Genomic DNA, 16771 nt, shown 5'->3' with positions numbered 1-16771 from the left:
ATCGCTCTCCGTAACGTGCGAAGCATGCGGATAGTAGGAATTGATGTGGCACGCGCAATCGCGCTCATTGCCATGGTGGCCGCGCACCTCACATTCACTGGTGCGAACACTCTGGGCATTATGGGCCAGCTGCTCTACGGATTTCCGGCGGCGCTGTTTGCGTTCCTGGCAGGAATTTCCATGAGCTTGATGCGCCCGCACCCGGTGACCTTCTTGGTGCGTGGGCTGATCCTCATCATCCTTCACTTCGCGCTGGTTCCCTTCGCGGGAACCATCGAAGTGGTCCTGCTACCGCTGGGCCTTGCAATGATGCTTCTCGCCTTCATTCCTTCCTGGAGCACACCTCGGCTGGTCGCTGTTGGCATTGCTGCCATTGCTCTCAGCGCGACGACGAGTCAGCTGGGAGGAATCTTCGGCGCACCCTATCCACTGGCCATGTGGGTCGCCCTCATGGTGGCCGGCATGCTGTTCAACCGGGTAAAGCACCTCAGTCTCGCTGCGGTTATTGGAATGGGGTTAGCAATCGCGGACATCTACCTCCGCCTGCATGTTGTGCTGCCGGTATGGCTCGATGCCAATGGCCATACGGGTGGAGTCATGGATGTTCTTGGCTCAATCGGGATGTCAGCAGCAGTGGTCGGTGTGTGCCGCTTGCTGTACTCCGTCATCCCGGCGTCCCCGGTGCTTCAACCGATGGGCTCGATGACGCTCACCCTGTACTGCCTCCACATCGTGACTTCGGAGTATCTGTCTTTCGTTGTCACGGTGGCAGTGGCAGCAGTCATCGCTGTGGCGTGGAAGCACTTCTTCACACGCGGCCCGCTCGAAGCCGTGGTCGCGAACATTACTAAAACCGTTAAGGAGAAATATGAAACTCGCACGCACAGCAGCGCTCGTAGCAACAGCTAGCCTGCTCAACCCGACCCTTGCTCTTGCTATGGAGAGCAAGGACATGGCAGGGAACACCGCTGAAGCCAACACGGTTGTCTCGCTGCGTATGCAAGACGATGAGCCAGAAGACGGCACCTGCACCGGCACCGCGATTGCTCCGCACTGGGTGCTCACCGCACGCCACTGCATGGAAATGTTTGACAAGGCCGGCGGCAGCGTCCGCACCTTGCAGGGTGAAGACCAGCGCGTTTACGAGGTTGACCGCTGGGAGAAGGCACCGATCGGCGACATCGGCCTGGTTCACACCGTCCAGGACATGCAGCTGGACTACTACGCGGAGGTGTCCAAGGAAGCCCTCGCTGACGGTGACGTCACTCTCTACGGTTGGTCCTCTGACGGTTCCGGTGGTTCCACGCAGCTGCCAATTGCTCAGGGTACTTCTAAGACAAGCGATGAAGCACCCGCGCTTTTCGACGCCCCCAATGCCGCCGTCATCGACCTTGCGGATGAAGCTCGCATCCAGCCCGGTGATTCCGGCGGACCGATCTTCCAGGACGGTCGTGTCTCCGCAGTGATGTCCGCGAGCCTGTTCAGCGACCCGGATAACCCGTCCGAAGAGGAACTGCTCAGCACTCCGAAGGTGGCTGTTGCCCCGGTGGCAGCTCAGTACGAGTGGATCGACAACATCATCCAGCAGCCGGAACCAGACATGGTGACGGAGAGCAACGACAGCAAGACCTGGTGGATCGCTGGTGTTCTTGGCGTGATCGCCCTGATCGGTGCCGGGGCACTTCTGCTCAAGCGCCGATAACTTCTGCCGGATCGATCCCAGCCCGCAACGCCACCGCCAAAGCGATGCGGGCTTGGCCGGCACGGAGCCAACCGGAGGGAATCACCCCGAACTTCCCAAGGGTGTTTCCTCCGCCGGGGCCGCCGTAGGCGAAATCGACCTTGCCGAAGGGCACGGAAGTCGACAGCACAATCGGCATCGATAGATCTGCCAGTGCTTCGCCCACCTCCGGAGAGACATTGCCCCCGCCGAGTCCTTCCACAACGATGCCGTCTGCGTTCTCACACCCGTCGAGAATGCTTGTCGGCGCCCCGGGATAGCAGGTGATGATGGGCACGTTCAGCCCTGCCAACGACACTGGCGGAAGATGGTAGGGGTAATACGGAACATCACCGGTAGGAACAAACGGATTCAATGCCCCCGTATCTGCCTTGATCAGTCCGCGAGCAGACAAAACCTCACCGGCAAACACAACGTGCGCGCCGGGAGACAACGATTGCACTGCAGTTCGCAGATTCTCAAAACCATCCGGTTCCTTGTGGTCCGCTGGCCGCATCGCACCAGTGATCACTATGGGGCGTTCGAAGAAGAGATCCAGTGCAAATGCGGTATCTACCAGCGAGTCAGTTCCGTGTGTCACCACAACCCCTGAATGGTCTGCCAGTTCCTCTTGCACGGCTGCGACCACTGCGTCAATATCCGCGAATGTCATCGCCGATGAATCGAGCGCAGTGATGTCACGCGCCGAGACACCTGAAAGGCCCGCGCGCTCCACCAAGTCCGTCGCGGAAAGGGTTGGCGTTAACCCGCCATCACCATCGCGAGTACAAGCGATGGTCCCACCAGTGGAAATTACTGAAACATGCACCATATTCCCAAGAGTGCCACAGGCGCGCCGGTTGGACCTACGTGACCAAACCGGTAACGTGAAAACGGTGAAAACACGCAAATTTGTAGCTATTATGACCGCCTTCGGCGCCGCAGTGACTCTCGCGGCGTGCTCGAACGACGACTCAGGGGATAACGGGACCACCGGAACCACAGCGAATAGTGGGGCCGAGCAGGCACCGGTTGCGGAGACACCCACCGCGGCAGAACTCAATGAGATCCTTGCCCGCGCGACCAACCCGGACCTTCCCATGGAGGAACGCACCCGCACCGTTCAGGGGGGCGAGAACGCGGTTGAAATCTTCGATGTGATGACGCAGGCGAAGCATGAATCTGGAGCTGACTTCCAGGTAGTGGAGCCAATCTTGCCGGGATACACTCCGACTGAGGTGCTCGCTACCGTGAACTTCACCCAGCCAGATCAGGGCCCGACCACGGCAGAAAACGTTACCTTCGTCTACGAGGACGGAACCTGGAAGCTCTCCCAATCCTGGGCCTGCACCCTCATCCGCAACACCGTTGCACCTGAGCAGGTTCCTGCCATGTGTGAAGCAGAAGCGCCGGAACAGGCACCAGAGCAGGCGCCGGAAGAAGAGGTCCAGATCGAGGACCAAGCGCCAGCGCTCTAGTTTTCTTCTAGGCCTCTTCGCGCCACACCTCTTCTGTCCACAACGTGGACAGAGTGAGGAGCGTGGCGCGTTGATCTTTTTCAGCGATACGCTTGCGCCATTGGCGGCGTACCCACCGGTCGTGGGACGTGATGACGACGGTGCCTTCGAAGTCCAACAACGCTTCCTCGAGCTCTTCAGCAAGGGCGAGGGAGAGGTGGTTCGTGGGCTCGTCGAGAAGCAGCAGATCCGGCGGCGAGGACAAGATCAACCCCAAAGACACGCGGCGACGCTGACCGAGGGAGAGGTCCTGCAGCGGTTGTTCTGCCTGCTCCCGCGTCATCAGGCCCATCTCGACGATCTCCGGGAGCATGTCCAGCGCCGTTACTGAGAGATCCGTCCAGGTGTCATCTTGCTCGAGGCGCGCCACCGTCATCTCTTCAGGCATGTGCAATTCGCCGGAATAGTCGGTGAGTTCACCGTCCAGAATTTTCAGGAGTGTGGATTTGCCAGCGCCATTCGGACCCTCCACGAGGAGTTGCTGGCCGGGCTGCACCTTGATGGTCAGCGGTGCTAACCGATCTTCAACCGCGAGATCCTTCGCCACCACAGCCGGCACGCCGAGGGAGGTAGCCGGGTGTTTCGGCAGGTCTTGGAAGTGCAGCCGCTTTGGAGGGGCGGGAATCTCACGGCGCTCGAGTGCTTCGAGGCGGTTCTCCGCGGACTTGCGGCGGCCACCGATGGTCTTGGCAGCGCGGTCGGCATAGAACTTGGCTGCCTTGCGTGTTTCGGTTTTGTTCTCAAAGGAGTGGAACACGTCCTCGTCGGTGATAGCAGCGGCCTTCTCCAGCCGGGCGCGTTCGTGTTCTTGCGCGGCATAGTCGGTGGCCCAGCGGTTTCGTCGGGCTTCACGAGCAACCAGGTAATCAGAGAAGGATCCGGAGAAGCGAGCACCCTGGCGGGTTTCCTCACCGAATCCGCCTTCCGCACCCAAACCGGGATCCAGGTCAACCAGTCCGTCGCAGGCGCTGTCCAGGAAGAAGCGGTCGTGGGATGCTGCTAAAACCGGCCCCTTGAAAGCGCGCAATTCCTCGATGAGGAAGTCCACCGCTTCATCGTCGAGGTGGTTCGTGGGCTCGTCTAACACCATCGCATCCACCGGGCGCAGCAGCAGTGCTGCGAGTGCGAAACGGCGGCGCTGGCCACCGGACATTTCGCCCAGGGGAGTGCCCAACTCAACGTTCGCCAGACCAAGACCAGCCAACACAGCAGCAATGCGGGCATCGAGTTCCCACACTCCGGAATTCTCCGCGCGAGCCAAGGCTGCATCGAACTGGTCAGAGTACTTGTCTGGATCTTCCGCCATCAGTCCCGACAGTTCGGTGATAGCGCGTTCGACGCCGCGGAGTTCGTGCACGGATTCGTCGATAAGCGATTGCGCAGGAGCACTGAACGGCAGTGACGTTTCTTGGGCAATGAACCCGGTCAACTCGGGGGTGATGATCGTGCCGGCGGTTGGCTTCAGATCACCGCTGATGAGTGACAACAACGTGGACTTGCCGGCGCCGTTCTCCCCGATGAGACCCGTCACTGATCCGGCAGGAACCGCAAAGGAGACGTCGGTGAGGACGCGGTGTCCATCCGGATAGCTAAAGGAAACTCCGTCTAAACCAATGTGGGTGTGCCGCATGTGAGATCACTTCTTGTACGTCGTTGCAGTGGTCATGTCTTGGACCACCTTGAAATCAGGGTTTGGGCCAGCATAAACAGTGCGGGTGGTGGCAGCGTTTTCGCCGGCGATGGGGAGAAGTTTGGTCAGATTCACCGTGATCGTGCCTTGTGATGTGGTGGACCATTCTTCAGCAGTCAGGTTATCCTCACCATCCAGCTCCAGGGTTTTCTTCGCCGGCTCCTCGTTGACTTCCACGTCCAACACCGCTGTGTCTCCGTCGCGGGAGGTCAACGTGTAGGTGGTGGTGCGGCGCATGTTTGTCTCACCCAGCGTCCGCGTTTCCACCGTCCACTGAGCGCCCACGCCCACCGGTTCCACGGGGAATACTGGGTTGGTGGAAATGATCTGCAGCAGCGCGCGCTCAATGACGGCGCGCCCCTCATCGGAACTGCCTTCTGGCGGCAATAGCTTGATGTCCTCAATCTGTCCCTGCACATCGGTGGTCCAGCGCATGCGGAAACCTTCAGCGGTCAGCGCCTCGGTACCGGTGTCCAGGTTGGAATGCTTCGGCTCACCCACCGTGAACTCAGCAACGTTGCCGTCAACCACAGAAACAGACAGGGGCAGGGTTACCTGCTCCACATCGCCGCCAGCGGGGGCATCCACGCTCACCTTGTCCGTTGCCACGGCACCTTGGTGTGCGGCGTAGGACACAGTGATCTCGGATTCTTGTGGGGAGAAGGAATAGACGAGCTGTTCCTTGGGTCCCTCACCTGCTGAGATGAGGGACACTTCGGGGCTGTCCACGGCAAAAGCCGGGATCTCCTCGATCGGATCCGTGCTGGAACAACCCGCGACAGTCAGGGCACTGGCCACAAGAAGAGTGGCGGTGATTCTACGCAAACTCACTCCTTGAACCTACCGCCGACTAGAGTTAGGGGCCAATGACCTCCCTCACTCATAAGCGCACGTATCTGGCCCTCATCATGGTCGCCGTGGGAATCATCGATCAGATTCTCAAACAGATCATGGTGTCTTCGCTGACACCAGGGGAACCTTTTTACCTGATCGGGGACTGGTTCCGGCTTCTTCTTGTGTTCAATCCGGGTGCGGCCTTCTCCCTCGGCAGTAATTCCACGTGGCTGTTCACCACTATTCAGCTCGTGTTTGTGGTGGGCGCGCTCATCGCGGCGCCACGCTTGAAAACACGATGGGAACTCGTCGGCCTTGCCCTCATCGCTGGTGGTGCGTTGGGGAACCTGATCGACCGTCTCTTCCGGGACCCAAGTTTTTGGTTTGGGCATGTGGTGGATTACATCTCCATTGGCTCTTTCGCGGTGTTCAACTTTGCGGATATGGCCATTAACGTGGGCGTCGTTGTATTCATCATCGCGCTGTTTTTCACGGGGGAGAAATGAGCAAGTACAGGTCGCTCGTCGTGCCGGAAGGCCTTGACGGCATGCGCGTTGATGCCGCTGTGGCCAAAGCATTCGGCGTCTCGCGCACAGTCGCGGCCGAGCTCGATGTGCTTATCGACGGCTCCTTGGCCACCAAATCCACCCGCCTTGCCACCGGCCAAACCTTGGAAGTGACCCTACCGGAGCCGAAGGCACCCCCGATGCCGAAGGAAGAGTTGGTCGAGGGGCTGACCATTTTGTATGAGGACGCGGATGTCATCGTCGTCGATAAGCCAGTCGGCGTTGCTGCGCACCCAACCTTGGGGTGGGAAGGGCCGACTGTGGTGGGCGGGCTGTATGCGATGGGGTTTCAACTGCCCGATGCGGGCCCACCTGAACGCAAAGGCATTGTGCAGCGCCTGGATGTGGGCACGTCCGGCGTGATGGTGGTGGCCAATTCCATTCCGGGATATTCGGTGCTCAAGCGCGCGTTCAAGGAACGCACCGTGGATAAGACCTATCACGCGGTGGTGCAGGGCCTTCCAGATCCGATCGTGGGCACGATTGATGCCCCGATTGGCCGCCACCCCTCCTCCGGGTGGAAGTTCGCCGTGACGTCGGACGGACGCCATTCAGTGACACACTATGAGGTGCTGGAGGCTTTCCGCGAGGCGAGCCTGCTGGAAATTCAGCTGGAGACTGGCCGCACGCACCAGATTCGCGTGCACATGTCATCGGTGGGGCACCCGTGCGTGGGGGACCCGATGTATGGTTCCGACCCGAAACTTGGCGCACGCCTTGGTTTGAACCGTCAGTGGTTGCACGCCACCAAACTGGGATTCATGCATCCCGGTAAAGGCACATGGATGGAGGTTGAGTCCCCTTATCCAGCGGACCTTCAACATGCGGTGGATGTGCTCCGCGGGTGAAACAGGTAATCGCTGCCCTCGGCTGCCTAGCTTGTCTCGCTGGTATCTATCTACTGGGGCTGAACACCGGAATAGACCCGCACCCCATGGGGGACCAGCTGGGCCCTGATAACGGTGAGTCTGCGAGGGAGTATGAACAGCGTGCCCAGGCATCGCTTGAGGAAGCCGATGAGCCCGCTTTTGCTTTGATCACCTTTGCTTCGCCCCTCGATCCGGCTGATGCAGCTGACCTGCTGGAGGATGTGCGCCGCGTTAACCAGATCATCGTTGCTGATAAGGCGCCGATCTCCGTGGGGGAGATGCCGGACCGGACTCAGGTTTTCGGTTCCGAGCCACTCATCGCCGTCGTGGTGTGGGAAGGCGGGAACACTTTGCGTTCGCTTGTGACCGACCCCCGCATCGCCACCATCGACGTACTTCCACCCGATGCTGCGTGGGGCACTTTTGGTGTGCGTACTCCTTCGAACGTTTAGACGTAAAGATATTTAAAAATGTTGTTTTAGCCCTTGCGTATCGAACGCCCGTTCCTGTATGATTGTGTCTAGGAAACAATAAGGAGAAGGGGGTGAGATCGTGTCAGCTTCTGACAAGCGAAAGCGATTGGAACAGATCATAGGAGACGGGGAGGACTCCCGGCCGGAGCAGGAAGAGGCATTCTTTGCCACCGAGTGTCCGGACAGTCAAATTGCGGAATACGCATTGCTGTTGCGGCAGTGTCAGTTCGGCATCTTCGGGCTGTATGCCGAGGATGGTCAGGACTTTGCCGGCTCGAGTGATGACATTCATGTGGAGATAGCCAAGTTGAGTGCAGTCACGGGGATGGGCAAAAAGGCGGTGGAGAACGCCATGTGTGCCTACATGCGCCTCCAGGAACTGCCGATGCTGCGGGATCTTCAAAGGAGAACTCAACGGCTGGATCTGTCCCGCTTGATCACCATTGATAATCAGTTGGCCCGATTGGGGAATGACATCACCGATGAGATGCTGGCGGCGTTTGATGAGCTTTTGGCGGGGCTTTTTAGCCCAACGTCGGCAAACCAGCAGTTGCCTACGCCATGGATGATTAAAAACAGGATGAAGAAGCTCCTGGCATCGTTCGATCCGAATATTGATTACTGCTCAAAGAAGAAGAAAGAACGCGAGCAGAAGGAGGGGGCCGTGCCACCGGGGCACTGCAATGTCTCATTCAGTGCTGAGAACGAAGAGGTTGGCAATGCACGTATGAACGTCGTCGGAGATTCCGCAACGATGGCCTCTGTTCGCGCATTCGTGGAAGAAACTGCGCGCGAACACAAACTCAGCTTGGCTGATGCAACCCTGAAGCTACTGACGGGGGAGATTGCTCCTCCTGCTAAGGCTGTGATTTACGGCTACGCGCCCAAAGGCACCGATGGATCGATCGATCGCTCTGCCTCGGTTTACATTCCGCACTTCGGCTGGACCACCGCACCAAGCACCGCGATGTTCCACTTCATGGCGGATGCGGACAGCACGGTCGTGGACTTGGACAGTGAGAAACTGGACCGTGCAGTGGCGGGATACGTGGTGCCGGAAGACATCAAGGCGAAGGTTCGGTGGCGTGACGGCACGTGCGTGTGGCCGGGCTGTCACGTTCCGGCGGAAAACTGCCAGATGGAACACCGAATCCCTTACGGTGAGGGCGGGCAGACGGAAATAGATAATTTGTACTGCCTGTGTCAGCACCATCACAACATAAAAACCGATAAACGTGCGTACTACCTGCCAGATCCCGTGACGGGAGAGGTGATCTGGCTCCTGCCGGATGGGACCTACATGAAGTCGGAGCCAGAAGGGTTCATCCAAGAGCAAGTCTTGGCAGAAAAACCTCGGTGGAAGACAACATTGCGTGGTCTTCTTGCGCTGCGGCGGAATTCCGCACGGTTCTTTGCCTTGGCTCACACGATCATGGATAAGTACGAATCGGGTGGGAGTTATGACGAGTGTGTGAGCGCACTGGAAGAAATCGAAGCGAAGTACGACATGTCCTTCCCCTTCCACCCAACGCCAACACCGCCCGCGCCGGACCCAGACTTTGAGGCACCGCAAGACCCCATGGATGATCGGCCCACGGTCCAAGACCTCAGCATGGAGCGACGAATGAGTCTTCCATCTTAAGTTTGGTGGCGTGTAAAGTCTCTTCAGTAAGTTTGTTCACACCCCCTGAAGTGGAGAATCATTTTGTCATCTCAACGCACCATGTGGGCACGTCGAGCTGGGTTGTCCCTGGCTATGGCTTCGTCTCTGTTCTTGGCCACCGCTTGTGGTGCGGGGGACATGGACGCAAAGGAGGGTGTCTCTGCTGGCGATTACTCAGTGGCCACACACGAAGCCGTAGTGAACAGCATCGTCGTCGATGGCACCGTCGAGCCGGTACGCACAGCGGCGATTTCCAGCACCCTGTCAGTTCCGGTGGGGACCGTACATGTGCAGGTCGGGGACCGCGTGAAGCAGGGACAACTGCTGGTGACCATGGATACTTCCTCCATTGAACGCCAGCTGAATGCCTCCGGTGAACCAATCGCGATGACGGCTGCTGTCGGTCAGGTCCAACGTGCGGTTCAGGATGCCGGCCAAGCCATCCATGACAGCATTAGCTCCATCTTCCCGCAGGGAGCTCCACTACCACCGCCGCCGGCACCGGCACCTGCACCTGCTCCAGGGCCAAGCCGGGAGGAGATTGAACAAGCTCTCGTGGAAGCACATGAGCAGGGCCGTGTAGAAGGCCAGAACGAGGCTCAGGCTGCTATTGAAGAGCAGTTGGCTGCGCAGCAAGGTATGCCTCCTGGCATGGGGGAAAACATGAGCTCCCTTGAATACCAGATGGAAGAGCGTGAGATCTACGCACCGATGGATGGTGTTGTGACCAAGATCGAGGCGCAGGAGGGCGCTCCGGCGGGTGGAGCTTTGCTGACTATTGCGGACGCTTCACGCCTGCTGATTAAGTCGAACGTGCGTGAGACTGACGTGGCACGGGTGAAAGAAGGCAATCGGGTGGAGTTCACCACTCCGGTGACCGGCGATAAGAAGTTCGAGGGGCGCGTACGCAAAATTGCGCCGATGGCTGAGGGGGAAGATCCGGCGGCGCGTGCGATGCAGCAGGGGCAGGGGAAATCGAAGAACTCTGGAATTTTGTTCCCGGTAGAGATTGAGGTCACCGGTGACATGAATGATTTGCGCCTGGGAGGATCAGCACGCGCTGAGATCATCACGGATGAAACTCGGGATGGCCTGAGCATTCCACGCGATGCGGTCTATGACGATGGCAAGGTGCTGGTGTTGGTACCTAGCGACGATGCGACGGCGACCGTCGAGGAACGCACGGTGAAAACCGGAGTGAAGAATGACACGGACATCGCGGTGACGGGCGGTGATTTGAAGGAAGGCGACATCGTTGTTGCCTGGCCCGATGACTACAAGGACAAGGTGGGCGAGACAGTTCAGATCGCCGATGAGAACTTCGGCCAGGGCAAGCAAGACAAGCAGGACAAGAAGGACTAAACAGTGAGCAGTTCTGTTCACGGCGCCCCGCCAGAGTTGGTCGAGATTGATCCTGACCAGTTGGTGTACATGCGCGGAATCGTCAAAACCTATAACCAGGGCAAAGACACTGAGCTGACGGTGCTGCACGGGATCGATTTTGATACCAAGCATGGTGAGTTCGTGTCCATCGTTGGTCCTTCGGGCTGTGGTAAGTCGACGTTGATGAACCTGATTGGGATGTTGGATAAGCCCACTCATGGTGGCTACGCATTCAATGGTGAGGATGTCTTCATCAAAAACGACAATGAGCTGGCATCGTACCGCTCCCAGAACATCGGGTTCATCTTCCAGAACTTCAACTTGGTTGGACGCATTAACGCGTTGCAGAATGTGGCGATGCCGATGATGTACGCGGGCGTCGGCAAGCAAGAACGCGAGGAGCGCGCGGCTGAGCTTTTAGAGATGGTCGGGATGGGGGACCGGCTAACGCACGCGCCGAATGAGCTTTCTGGTGGCCAGAAACAGCGTGTTGCGATTGCGCGCAGTCTTGCGAATGATCCGGATTTGTTGCTGGCGGACGAGCCCACAGGTGCGTTGGATTCGAAGACGGGCCGCATGGTGATGGATCTGTTCCACCAGCTCAATGAGGAATATGGCAAGGCAATCGTGTTCATTACTCACAACCCGGAGCTTGCGCAGGAGACGCAGCGGATTGTGGAGATGAAGGACGGTCGGATCGTCGATGCGCATGCGGGAGGTGGGCGCTAGATGGAATTGCGTGAATCAATCAACCTCGCTGCGGGGAGCCTGCGCACAAACAAAATGCGCTCGGTGCTGACGCTCCTGGGCATCATCATCGGCATCATGGCCGTGATCATCATCATGACCTTGGGCCGTGGCCTGCAGAACCAGGTTCTCAGTGGCCTGGAAGATATTGGTGCGTCGCAGCACATTGTGCTGATCACGGAGAAGCCTGAGGAGTCCGAACAAGAAGAAGATACGTTCTCCTTTGGCTTCAACATGCCGGTTACGGATGAGCAAGACATGGTCTCATTGGAACAACTCCAGGAGATTAAGGATCATTTTGGGCCACGTATCGAGGGCGTGGATATCCAGGAAACGCTCTCCGCAGACTCGGTTTACGGTGACAAAACAGCATCAGTTGACGTGATGCCGGTGTTGGCGGATTCGATGAAGGTCCGCAATGTCGAGATTTCTTACGGGCGCGGTATTACAGAGCAGGACATTGCCACTCAGCGCCCAGTTGCGGTTGTTTCGCAGGAGCTTGTCGACGCATTCTTTGACGGCGATGCCGCATCCGCCATCGGCGAACGCATTGATGTGAGCACTGATTCCACGAGCGTATTCACCATTATTGGTGTCGCCGAGGGCGAACAGCAGAGCGCGGATGACTTCGGCCAGGAGACCGCATACGGGCAGATGTATATCCCCGTCAGCGTGACTGACCGGGTGGGCGAAAAGATTGAGAATGTCTTCAACTTTGTTGTGATGACGCGGGGTGATGAGGACCCAGCAGCGTTCCGTGAGGAACTCCAGGCATATCTTGACAGCTGGTACGAGCATAACGAGGAGGCTCAAGTTGAAGTCATTGATATGCAGGCGTCGCTGGAGGCCTTCACCAGCATCTTCGGGATTATCAGTACGGTACTCGCTGCCATCGCAGGTATCTCCCTGCTCGTCGGCGGTATCGGTGTGATGAACATTATGTTGATCACGGTGACGGAGCGCACCCGTGAGATCGGTGTGCGTAAGGCGCTCGGTGCAACGCAGCGAGATATCCGGACACAGTTCATCGTTGAGGCTGTCATGGTTGGCTTGCTGGGCGGTGTCATCGGCGTGGTGCTCGGTGGAGGCTTGGGCATTTTCGCTAGTGGCTTCATCGGGATGATCGACGGTGAGTCTTATGGCCCGGTGGCTTTCCCGCCGATCGGCGCAGTGTTGTTCGCGCTGTTGTTCTCGATGGCGATTGGCGTGTTCTTCGGTGCGTACCCGGCGAATAAGGCAGCAAAGATGCAGCCCATTGACGCGCTGAGGTACGAGTAGACAAGCGGGCTAGACTAGGCAGCTATGGCCAAGAATTCCTCCTTCGTCCACCTGCACAACCACACCGAGTTTTCCATGCTCGACGGCATGGCAAAGGTGGATCTGTTGGCGGAGGAAGTGGACCGTCAGGGAATGCCTGCCGTGGGCATGACGGACCACGGCAACATGTTTGGATCCAATGCCTTCTACCGCCGCATGACGGAAGCGGGCATCAAGCCGATCATCGGTATTGAGGCCTACATGGCCCCGGAATCCCGCTTCAACAAGAAACGTGTTCTGTGGGGCACCCCTGACCAGAAGAGCGACGATGTGTCCGCTTCCGGTGCGTACTTGCACCAGACGATGTTGGCGGAGAACGCAGACGGTTTGCGTAATCTGTTCCGCTTGAGTTCCCTCGCCTCGTATGAGGGCCAGCTGGGTAAGTGGCCGCGCATGGATGCGGAGCTGATCGCGGAGCATGCAGAAGGCATCATTGCCACGACGGGGTGTCCCTCGGGTGATGTGCAGACGCGTTTGCGTCTCGGGCAGTATGACGAGGCGCTTGAGGCAGCCGCGATGTGGCAGGACATCTACGGTAAGGACAATTACTTCCTTGAGTTGATGGATCATGGCCTGCACATTGAGCGTCGCGTGCGCGATGATCTGCTACGCATCGGTCAGGCACTGGATTTGCCGCCACTAGTGACCAATGACTGCCACTACGTCCTTGAATCCCAAGCACCAGCCCACGAGGCAATGCTGTGTGTCCAGACCGGCAAGACGCTGTTGGACCCAGACCGCTTCAAGTTTGATGGCACCGGCTACTACATCAAGTCGGCGCAGGAGATGCGTGAGATCTGGGATGACATGGTCCCAGACGGCTGCGACAACACGTTGTGGATTGCGGAACGCGTGGGGGACTACGGCGAACTGTGGGAAGAACACCCGCATGACCGTATGCCGCTGGCAACCGTGCCGGAGGGGGAGACCCCGACGACATGGCTGCGGAAGGAAGTGCATCGTGGGCTGCAAGAGCGCTTCGAAGGTGCGACTGTGCCGGAGGAGTACTACAAGCGTGCGGACTATGAGATCGATGTCATTGACATGAAGGGCTATCCGTCCTACTTCCTCATCGTTGCGGAGCTGATTAAGCATGCGCGTTCCGTTGGAATTCGCGTTGGTCCGGGTCGTGGCTCGGCGGCAGGTTCCTTGGTTGCGTACGCGCTGACCATCACGAACATTGACCCGATTGAGCACGGGTTGCTCTTCGAGCGATTCTTGAACCCGGAGCGTCCTTCCGCACCGGATATTGATATTGACTTTGATGATCGGCGCCGCGGCGAAATGATCACTTATGCGGCGGAGAACTGGGGCGAGGACAAGATTGCCCAGGTGATCACCTTCGGCACAGTGAAGACCAAGCAGGCGATTAAGGACGCGGCGAAGGTGAACTTCGGCCAGCCAGGTTTCCAAATGGCGGACCGGATTAACGCTGCTCTGCCACCGGCGATCATGGCGAAGGATATTCCGCTGGCCGGCATCATGGATCCGGAGCATGAGCGTTACTCAGAAGCCGCCGAGGTCCGTTCGATGATTGAGACGGATCCTGATGTCGCCAAGATTTATGAGACTGCGCGAGGCCTGGAGGGCGTGGTCAGGCAAGCAGGCGTGCACGCGTGTGCGGTGATTATGGCGTCAGTGCCACTCATGGACCACATTCCAATGTGGAAACGTCCCGCTGATGGCGCGTTGATCACTGGTTGGGATTACCCGGCATGTGAGGCCATTGGTCTGCTGAAGATGGACTTCTTGGGTCTGCGTAACCTGACGGTGTTGGGTGATGCGATTGAGAACATCCAGAAAAACCGCGGTGAACATATTCATTTGGACACGCTGGAAACCGATGATGAGGCGGTCTATGAGCTGCTCTCACGCGGTGACACCTTGGGTGTGTTCCAGCTGGACTCCGGTGGTATGCAAGAGCTGCTGAAGCGCATGAAGCCGACGGGCTTTAACGATATTGTCGCGTCCTTGGCTCTGTATCGTCCGGGCCCGATGGGAGTGAATGCGCACTGGGACTATGCGGACCGTAAGAATGGGCGTAAGCCGATCACCCCGATTCACCCAGAGCTGGAAGAACCACTGCGGGAGATCCTAGATGAAACGTATGGTCTGATCGTTTACCAAGAGCAGATCATGAACATCTCCCAGAAGGTGGCTAACTACACCGCTGGTGAAGCAGATGGCTTCCGTAAGGCAATGGGTAAGAAGAAGCCTGAGGTGCTGGCTAAGGAGTATGAGAAGTTCTCCGAAGGCATGTTCAGCAACGGCTATTCCAAGGCCGCGGTGGACGCACTGTGGGGAACGATTGAGCCCTTCGCGTCCTACGCGTTCAACAAATCGCACGCTGCAGGCTATGCGCTCGTGTCCTACTGGACGGCCTACCTGAAGGCGAATTATGCGGCGGAGTATATGGCGGCCCTGCTGACGTCGGTGGGCGATAAGAAGGACAAGTCCGCGATCTACCTTGCGGATTGTCGCCACCTTGGCATTTCCGTGCTGCCACCGGATATTAATGCGTCGGAGGAGAACTTCCTCGCTGTGGACAAGGACATCCGTTATGGGTTGGCCGCTGTCCGCAACGTGGGTGTGGAAGTTGTGGAATCGATCCGGGAGACCCGCCGAACAAAAGGCGATTTCACGTCGTTTTCTGATTACCTGGACAAGATTGATCTGCTGCCGTGCAATAAGCGCATCACGGAATCCCTGATTAAGGCTGGCGCGTTTGACTCACTCGGGCATGCGCGCAAGGGCCTCATGCTCGTCTCTGACGATGCGGTGGATTCCGTTCTGACCACCAAGAAGGCCGCGGATAAGGGGCAGTTTGATCTATTCGCCTCGCTTGGCGACGCAGAGGCGTCCTCCGCATTCTCCATCGAGGTCCCTGAAGATGAGTGGGAGAAGAAGCACAAGCTCGCACTCGAACGTGAAATGCTCGGACTTTATGTGTCCGGGCACCCGCTCGACGGTTTCGAAGAAGCGATTGAAGCGCAGACGGACACACCGTTGCCGAAGATCCTCGAAGGTGGCATGCGTCACGGCGATGAGGTGACCATCGGTGGGATTATTTCAGCGGTGGACCGGAGATTCTCCAAGAAGGATGGCTCCCCATGGGCGATTGTCACGCTGGAGGACCACAACGGCGCGCAGGTGGAGGTGCTGCTGTTCAACAAGGTGTACGCGCTCGTAGCTCCGCAGATCGTGGAGGACAACATCATCCTGGTCAAGGCACACGTATCCATCCGTGATGAGCGGATGAGTCTCTTCGGTGATGACGTGAAGGTACCGGAGCTGGGGCCGGGCAATGGTGCCGGTCTGCCACTGCGCCTGACGCTGCGGACTGAGCAGTGCACGATGGACAACATCCGCAAACTAAAACAGGTCCTGGCAAATAATCCGGGTGATTCGGATGTTTACCTGAACCTGGTAAATGGGGACCACTCCCAGCTGATGATCCTCGGGGATCACCTGCGGGTGGAGCGGTCCGGCAGCCTCATGGGCGACCTGAAAGCCGCTATGGGTGCTGGGGTGTTGGGCTAACTTTATTTCCCGCCGAGTCGAGCCCGCAGGTCAGGGTTGAGCAGGAGAACAATCTCCCCAACCTTGGCCAGCATGGTAATGGCCGCTGCGACAGTAGCAACGATCAAAGAGAGCATCTTGAAGTGGTTGCTCTGCATGTAGGCACCAACGCGGTTCAGGGTAGAAGAGTTCTCGGGAAATCCCCCGTTTGGAGCCGGGTCGCTGGAAGCGCCGTTCGTATCCCACCGGTCCTTGGTGGGATCAAGCTCGTTATTGTCCTTTGTGTCTCGGGTTTCCTGGCTTTCCTTCACCTCCGCAGTGTTTTCTGCCAAGGCGGCGGGAGTGACAGAGAAAGCGGTGGTGGCCGCGAGCGCGGCGGCGATGAGGGTCTTCTTCACGGGGGCTCCTTCTTGAGATTTCTAACCGCGAAAAGTGTACGTCCTTGCCGGGGTAAAACCAAGAGATAAAGGGGG

15 protein-coding genes are annotated in these 16771 nt (G+C 58.2%); 11 read left to right on the top strand and 4 right to left on the bottom strand.

The genetic code is table 11. From position 1 onward, the window contains the following. Nucleotides 1-24: 24 nt before the first annotated feature. Both QP994_RS00425 and QP994_RS00420 read left to right on the top strand, forming a co-directional pair. Entirely contained in the window at nt 25-909 is an 885-nt protein-coding gene (locus QP994_RS00425; RefSeq protein WP_284864979.1) for a DUF418 domain-containing protein, read from the top strand. Beyond that, nucleotides 869-1702, top strand: a complete 834-nt coding sequence (locus QP994_RS00420; RefSeq protein WP_284864978.1) for a trypsin-like serine protease — start codon at nt 869-871, stop codon at nt 1700-1702. Before QP994_RS00425 ends, QP994_RS00420 begins: the two co-directional genes overlap by 41 nt. Here QP994_RS00420 and QP994_RS00415 read toward each other — a convergent pair. Continuing rightward, on the bottom strand, nt 1689-2552 hold the full coding sequence (locus QP994_RS00415; protein ID WP_284854537.1) for an asparaginase: 864 nt from the start codon (nt 2550-2552) through the stop codon (nt 1689-1691). The genes QP994_RS00420 and QP994_RS00415 overlap by 14 nt on opposite strands. 64 nt (nt 2553-2616) lie before the next feature. Here QP994_RS00415 and QP994_RS00410 point away from each other — a divergent pair, with 64 nt between their 5' ends. Then, nucleotides 2617-3198 (top strand): WKL family lipoprotein, encoded by a 582-nt coding sequence (locus tag QP994_RS00410; protein WP_502869980.1) that lies wholly within the window; start codon nt 2617-2619, stop codon nt 3196-3198. A 7-nt stretch (nt 3199-3205) separates the two neighbouring features. Here the strand turns inward: QP994_RS00410 and QP994_RS00405 are convergent, their stop codons facing one another. Together QP994_RS00405 and QP994_RS00400 are read right to left on the bottom strand one after the other, a co-directional pair. Further along, entirely contained in the window at nt 3206-4867 is a 1662-nt protein-coding gene (locus QP994_RS00405; protein ID WP_284864977.1) for an ABC-F family ATP-binding cassette domain-containing protein, read from the bottom strand. A 6-nt stretch (nt 4868-4873) separates the two neighbouring features. After that, a complete protein-coding gene (locus tag QP994_RS00400; protein ID WP_284864976.1) occupies nt 4874-5752 on the bottom strand; it encodes a DUF6263 family protein in 879 nt (292 codons plus the stop codon). Between the two features lie 41 nt (nt 5753-5793). Between QP994_RS00400 and lspA the strand changes: the two genes are divergently transcribed. The 8 genes from lspA to dnaE all read left to right on the top strand — a co-directional run bounded on the left by lspA (nt 5794) and on the right by dnaE (nt 16319). Beyond that, nucleotides 5794-6267 carry a signal peptidase II gene (gene lspA / locus QP994_RS00395; RefSeq protein ID WP_284854540.1) on the top strand — a complete coding sequence of 158 codons (474 nt, stop codon included), beginning with the start codon at nt 5794-5796 and terminating at the stop codon, nt 6265-6267. Further along, nucleotides 6264-7175, top strand: coding sequence for an RluA family pseudouridine synthase (locus QP994_RS00390; protein WP_284864975.1), 912 nt, complete (start codon nt 6264-6266; stop codon nt 7173-7175). The genes lspA and QP994_RS00390 overlap by 4 nt, the downstream gene beginning before the upstream one ends. 86 nt (nt 7176-7261) lie before the next feature. Further along, complete coding sequence (locus tag QP994_RS00385) at nt 7262-7648, top strand: hypothetical protein (RefSeq protein ID WP_284854543.1); 387 nt, start codon at nt 7262-7264, stop codon at nt 7646-7648. Between the two features lie 100 nt (nt 7649-7748). Further along, entirely contained in the window at nt 7749-9311 is a 1563-nt protein-coding gene (locus tag QP994_RS00380) for an HNH endonuclease signature motif containing protein (protein WP_284864974.1), read from the top strand. Nucleotides 9312-9425: 114 nt separating this feature from the next. Continuing rightward, nucleotides 9426-10694: an efflux RND transporter periplasmic adaptor subunit gene (locus tag QP994_RS00375; RefSeq protein ID WP_284864973.1), complete on the top strand. Its 1269-nt coding sequence runs from the start codon at nt 9426-9428 to the stop codon at nt 10692-10694. 69 nt (nt 10695-10763) lie between these two features. Continuing rightward, the gene (locus QP994_RS00370) at nt 10764-11444 is read left to right on the top strand and encodes an ABC transporter ATP-binding protein (protein WP_284854828.1); all 681 of its coding nucleotides are present in this window, start codon (nt 10764-10766) and stop codon (nt 11442-11444) included. Further along, nucleotides 11445-12740 carry an ABC transporter permease gene (locus tag QP994_RS00365; protein WP_284864972.1) on the top strand — a complete coding sequence of 432 codons (1296 nt, stop codon included), beginning with the start codon at nt 11445-11447 and terminating at the stop codon, nt 12738-12740. A gap of 24 nt (nt 12741-12764) precedes the next feature. Next, nucleotides 12765-16319 carry a DNA polymerase III subunit alpha gene (dnaE, locus tag QP994_RS00360; protein WP_284864971.1) on the top strand — a complete coding sequence of 1185 codons (3555 nt, stop codon included), beginning with the start codon at nt 12765-12767 and terminating at the stop codon, nt 16317-16319. 2 nt (nt 16320-16321) lie between these two features. Here the strand turns inward: dnaE and QP994_RS00355 are convergent, their stop codons facing one another. Beyond that, entirely contained in the window at nt 16322-16696 is a 375-nt protein-coding gene (locus QP994_RS00355) for a hypothetical protein (RefSeq protein ID WP_284864970.1), read from the bottom strand. Between the last annotated feature and the right edge of the window lie 75 nt (nt 16697-16771).

Source organism: Corynebacterium sp. MSK044, assembly GCF_030232825.1.
Lineage (GTDB): Bacteria > Actinomycetota > Actinomycetes > Mycobacteriales > Mycobacteriaceae > Corynebacterium.
This window is presented reverse-complemented; position numbering and strand designations above follow the sequence as displayed.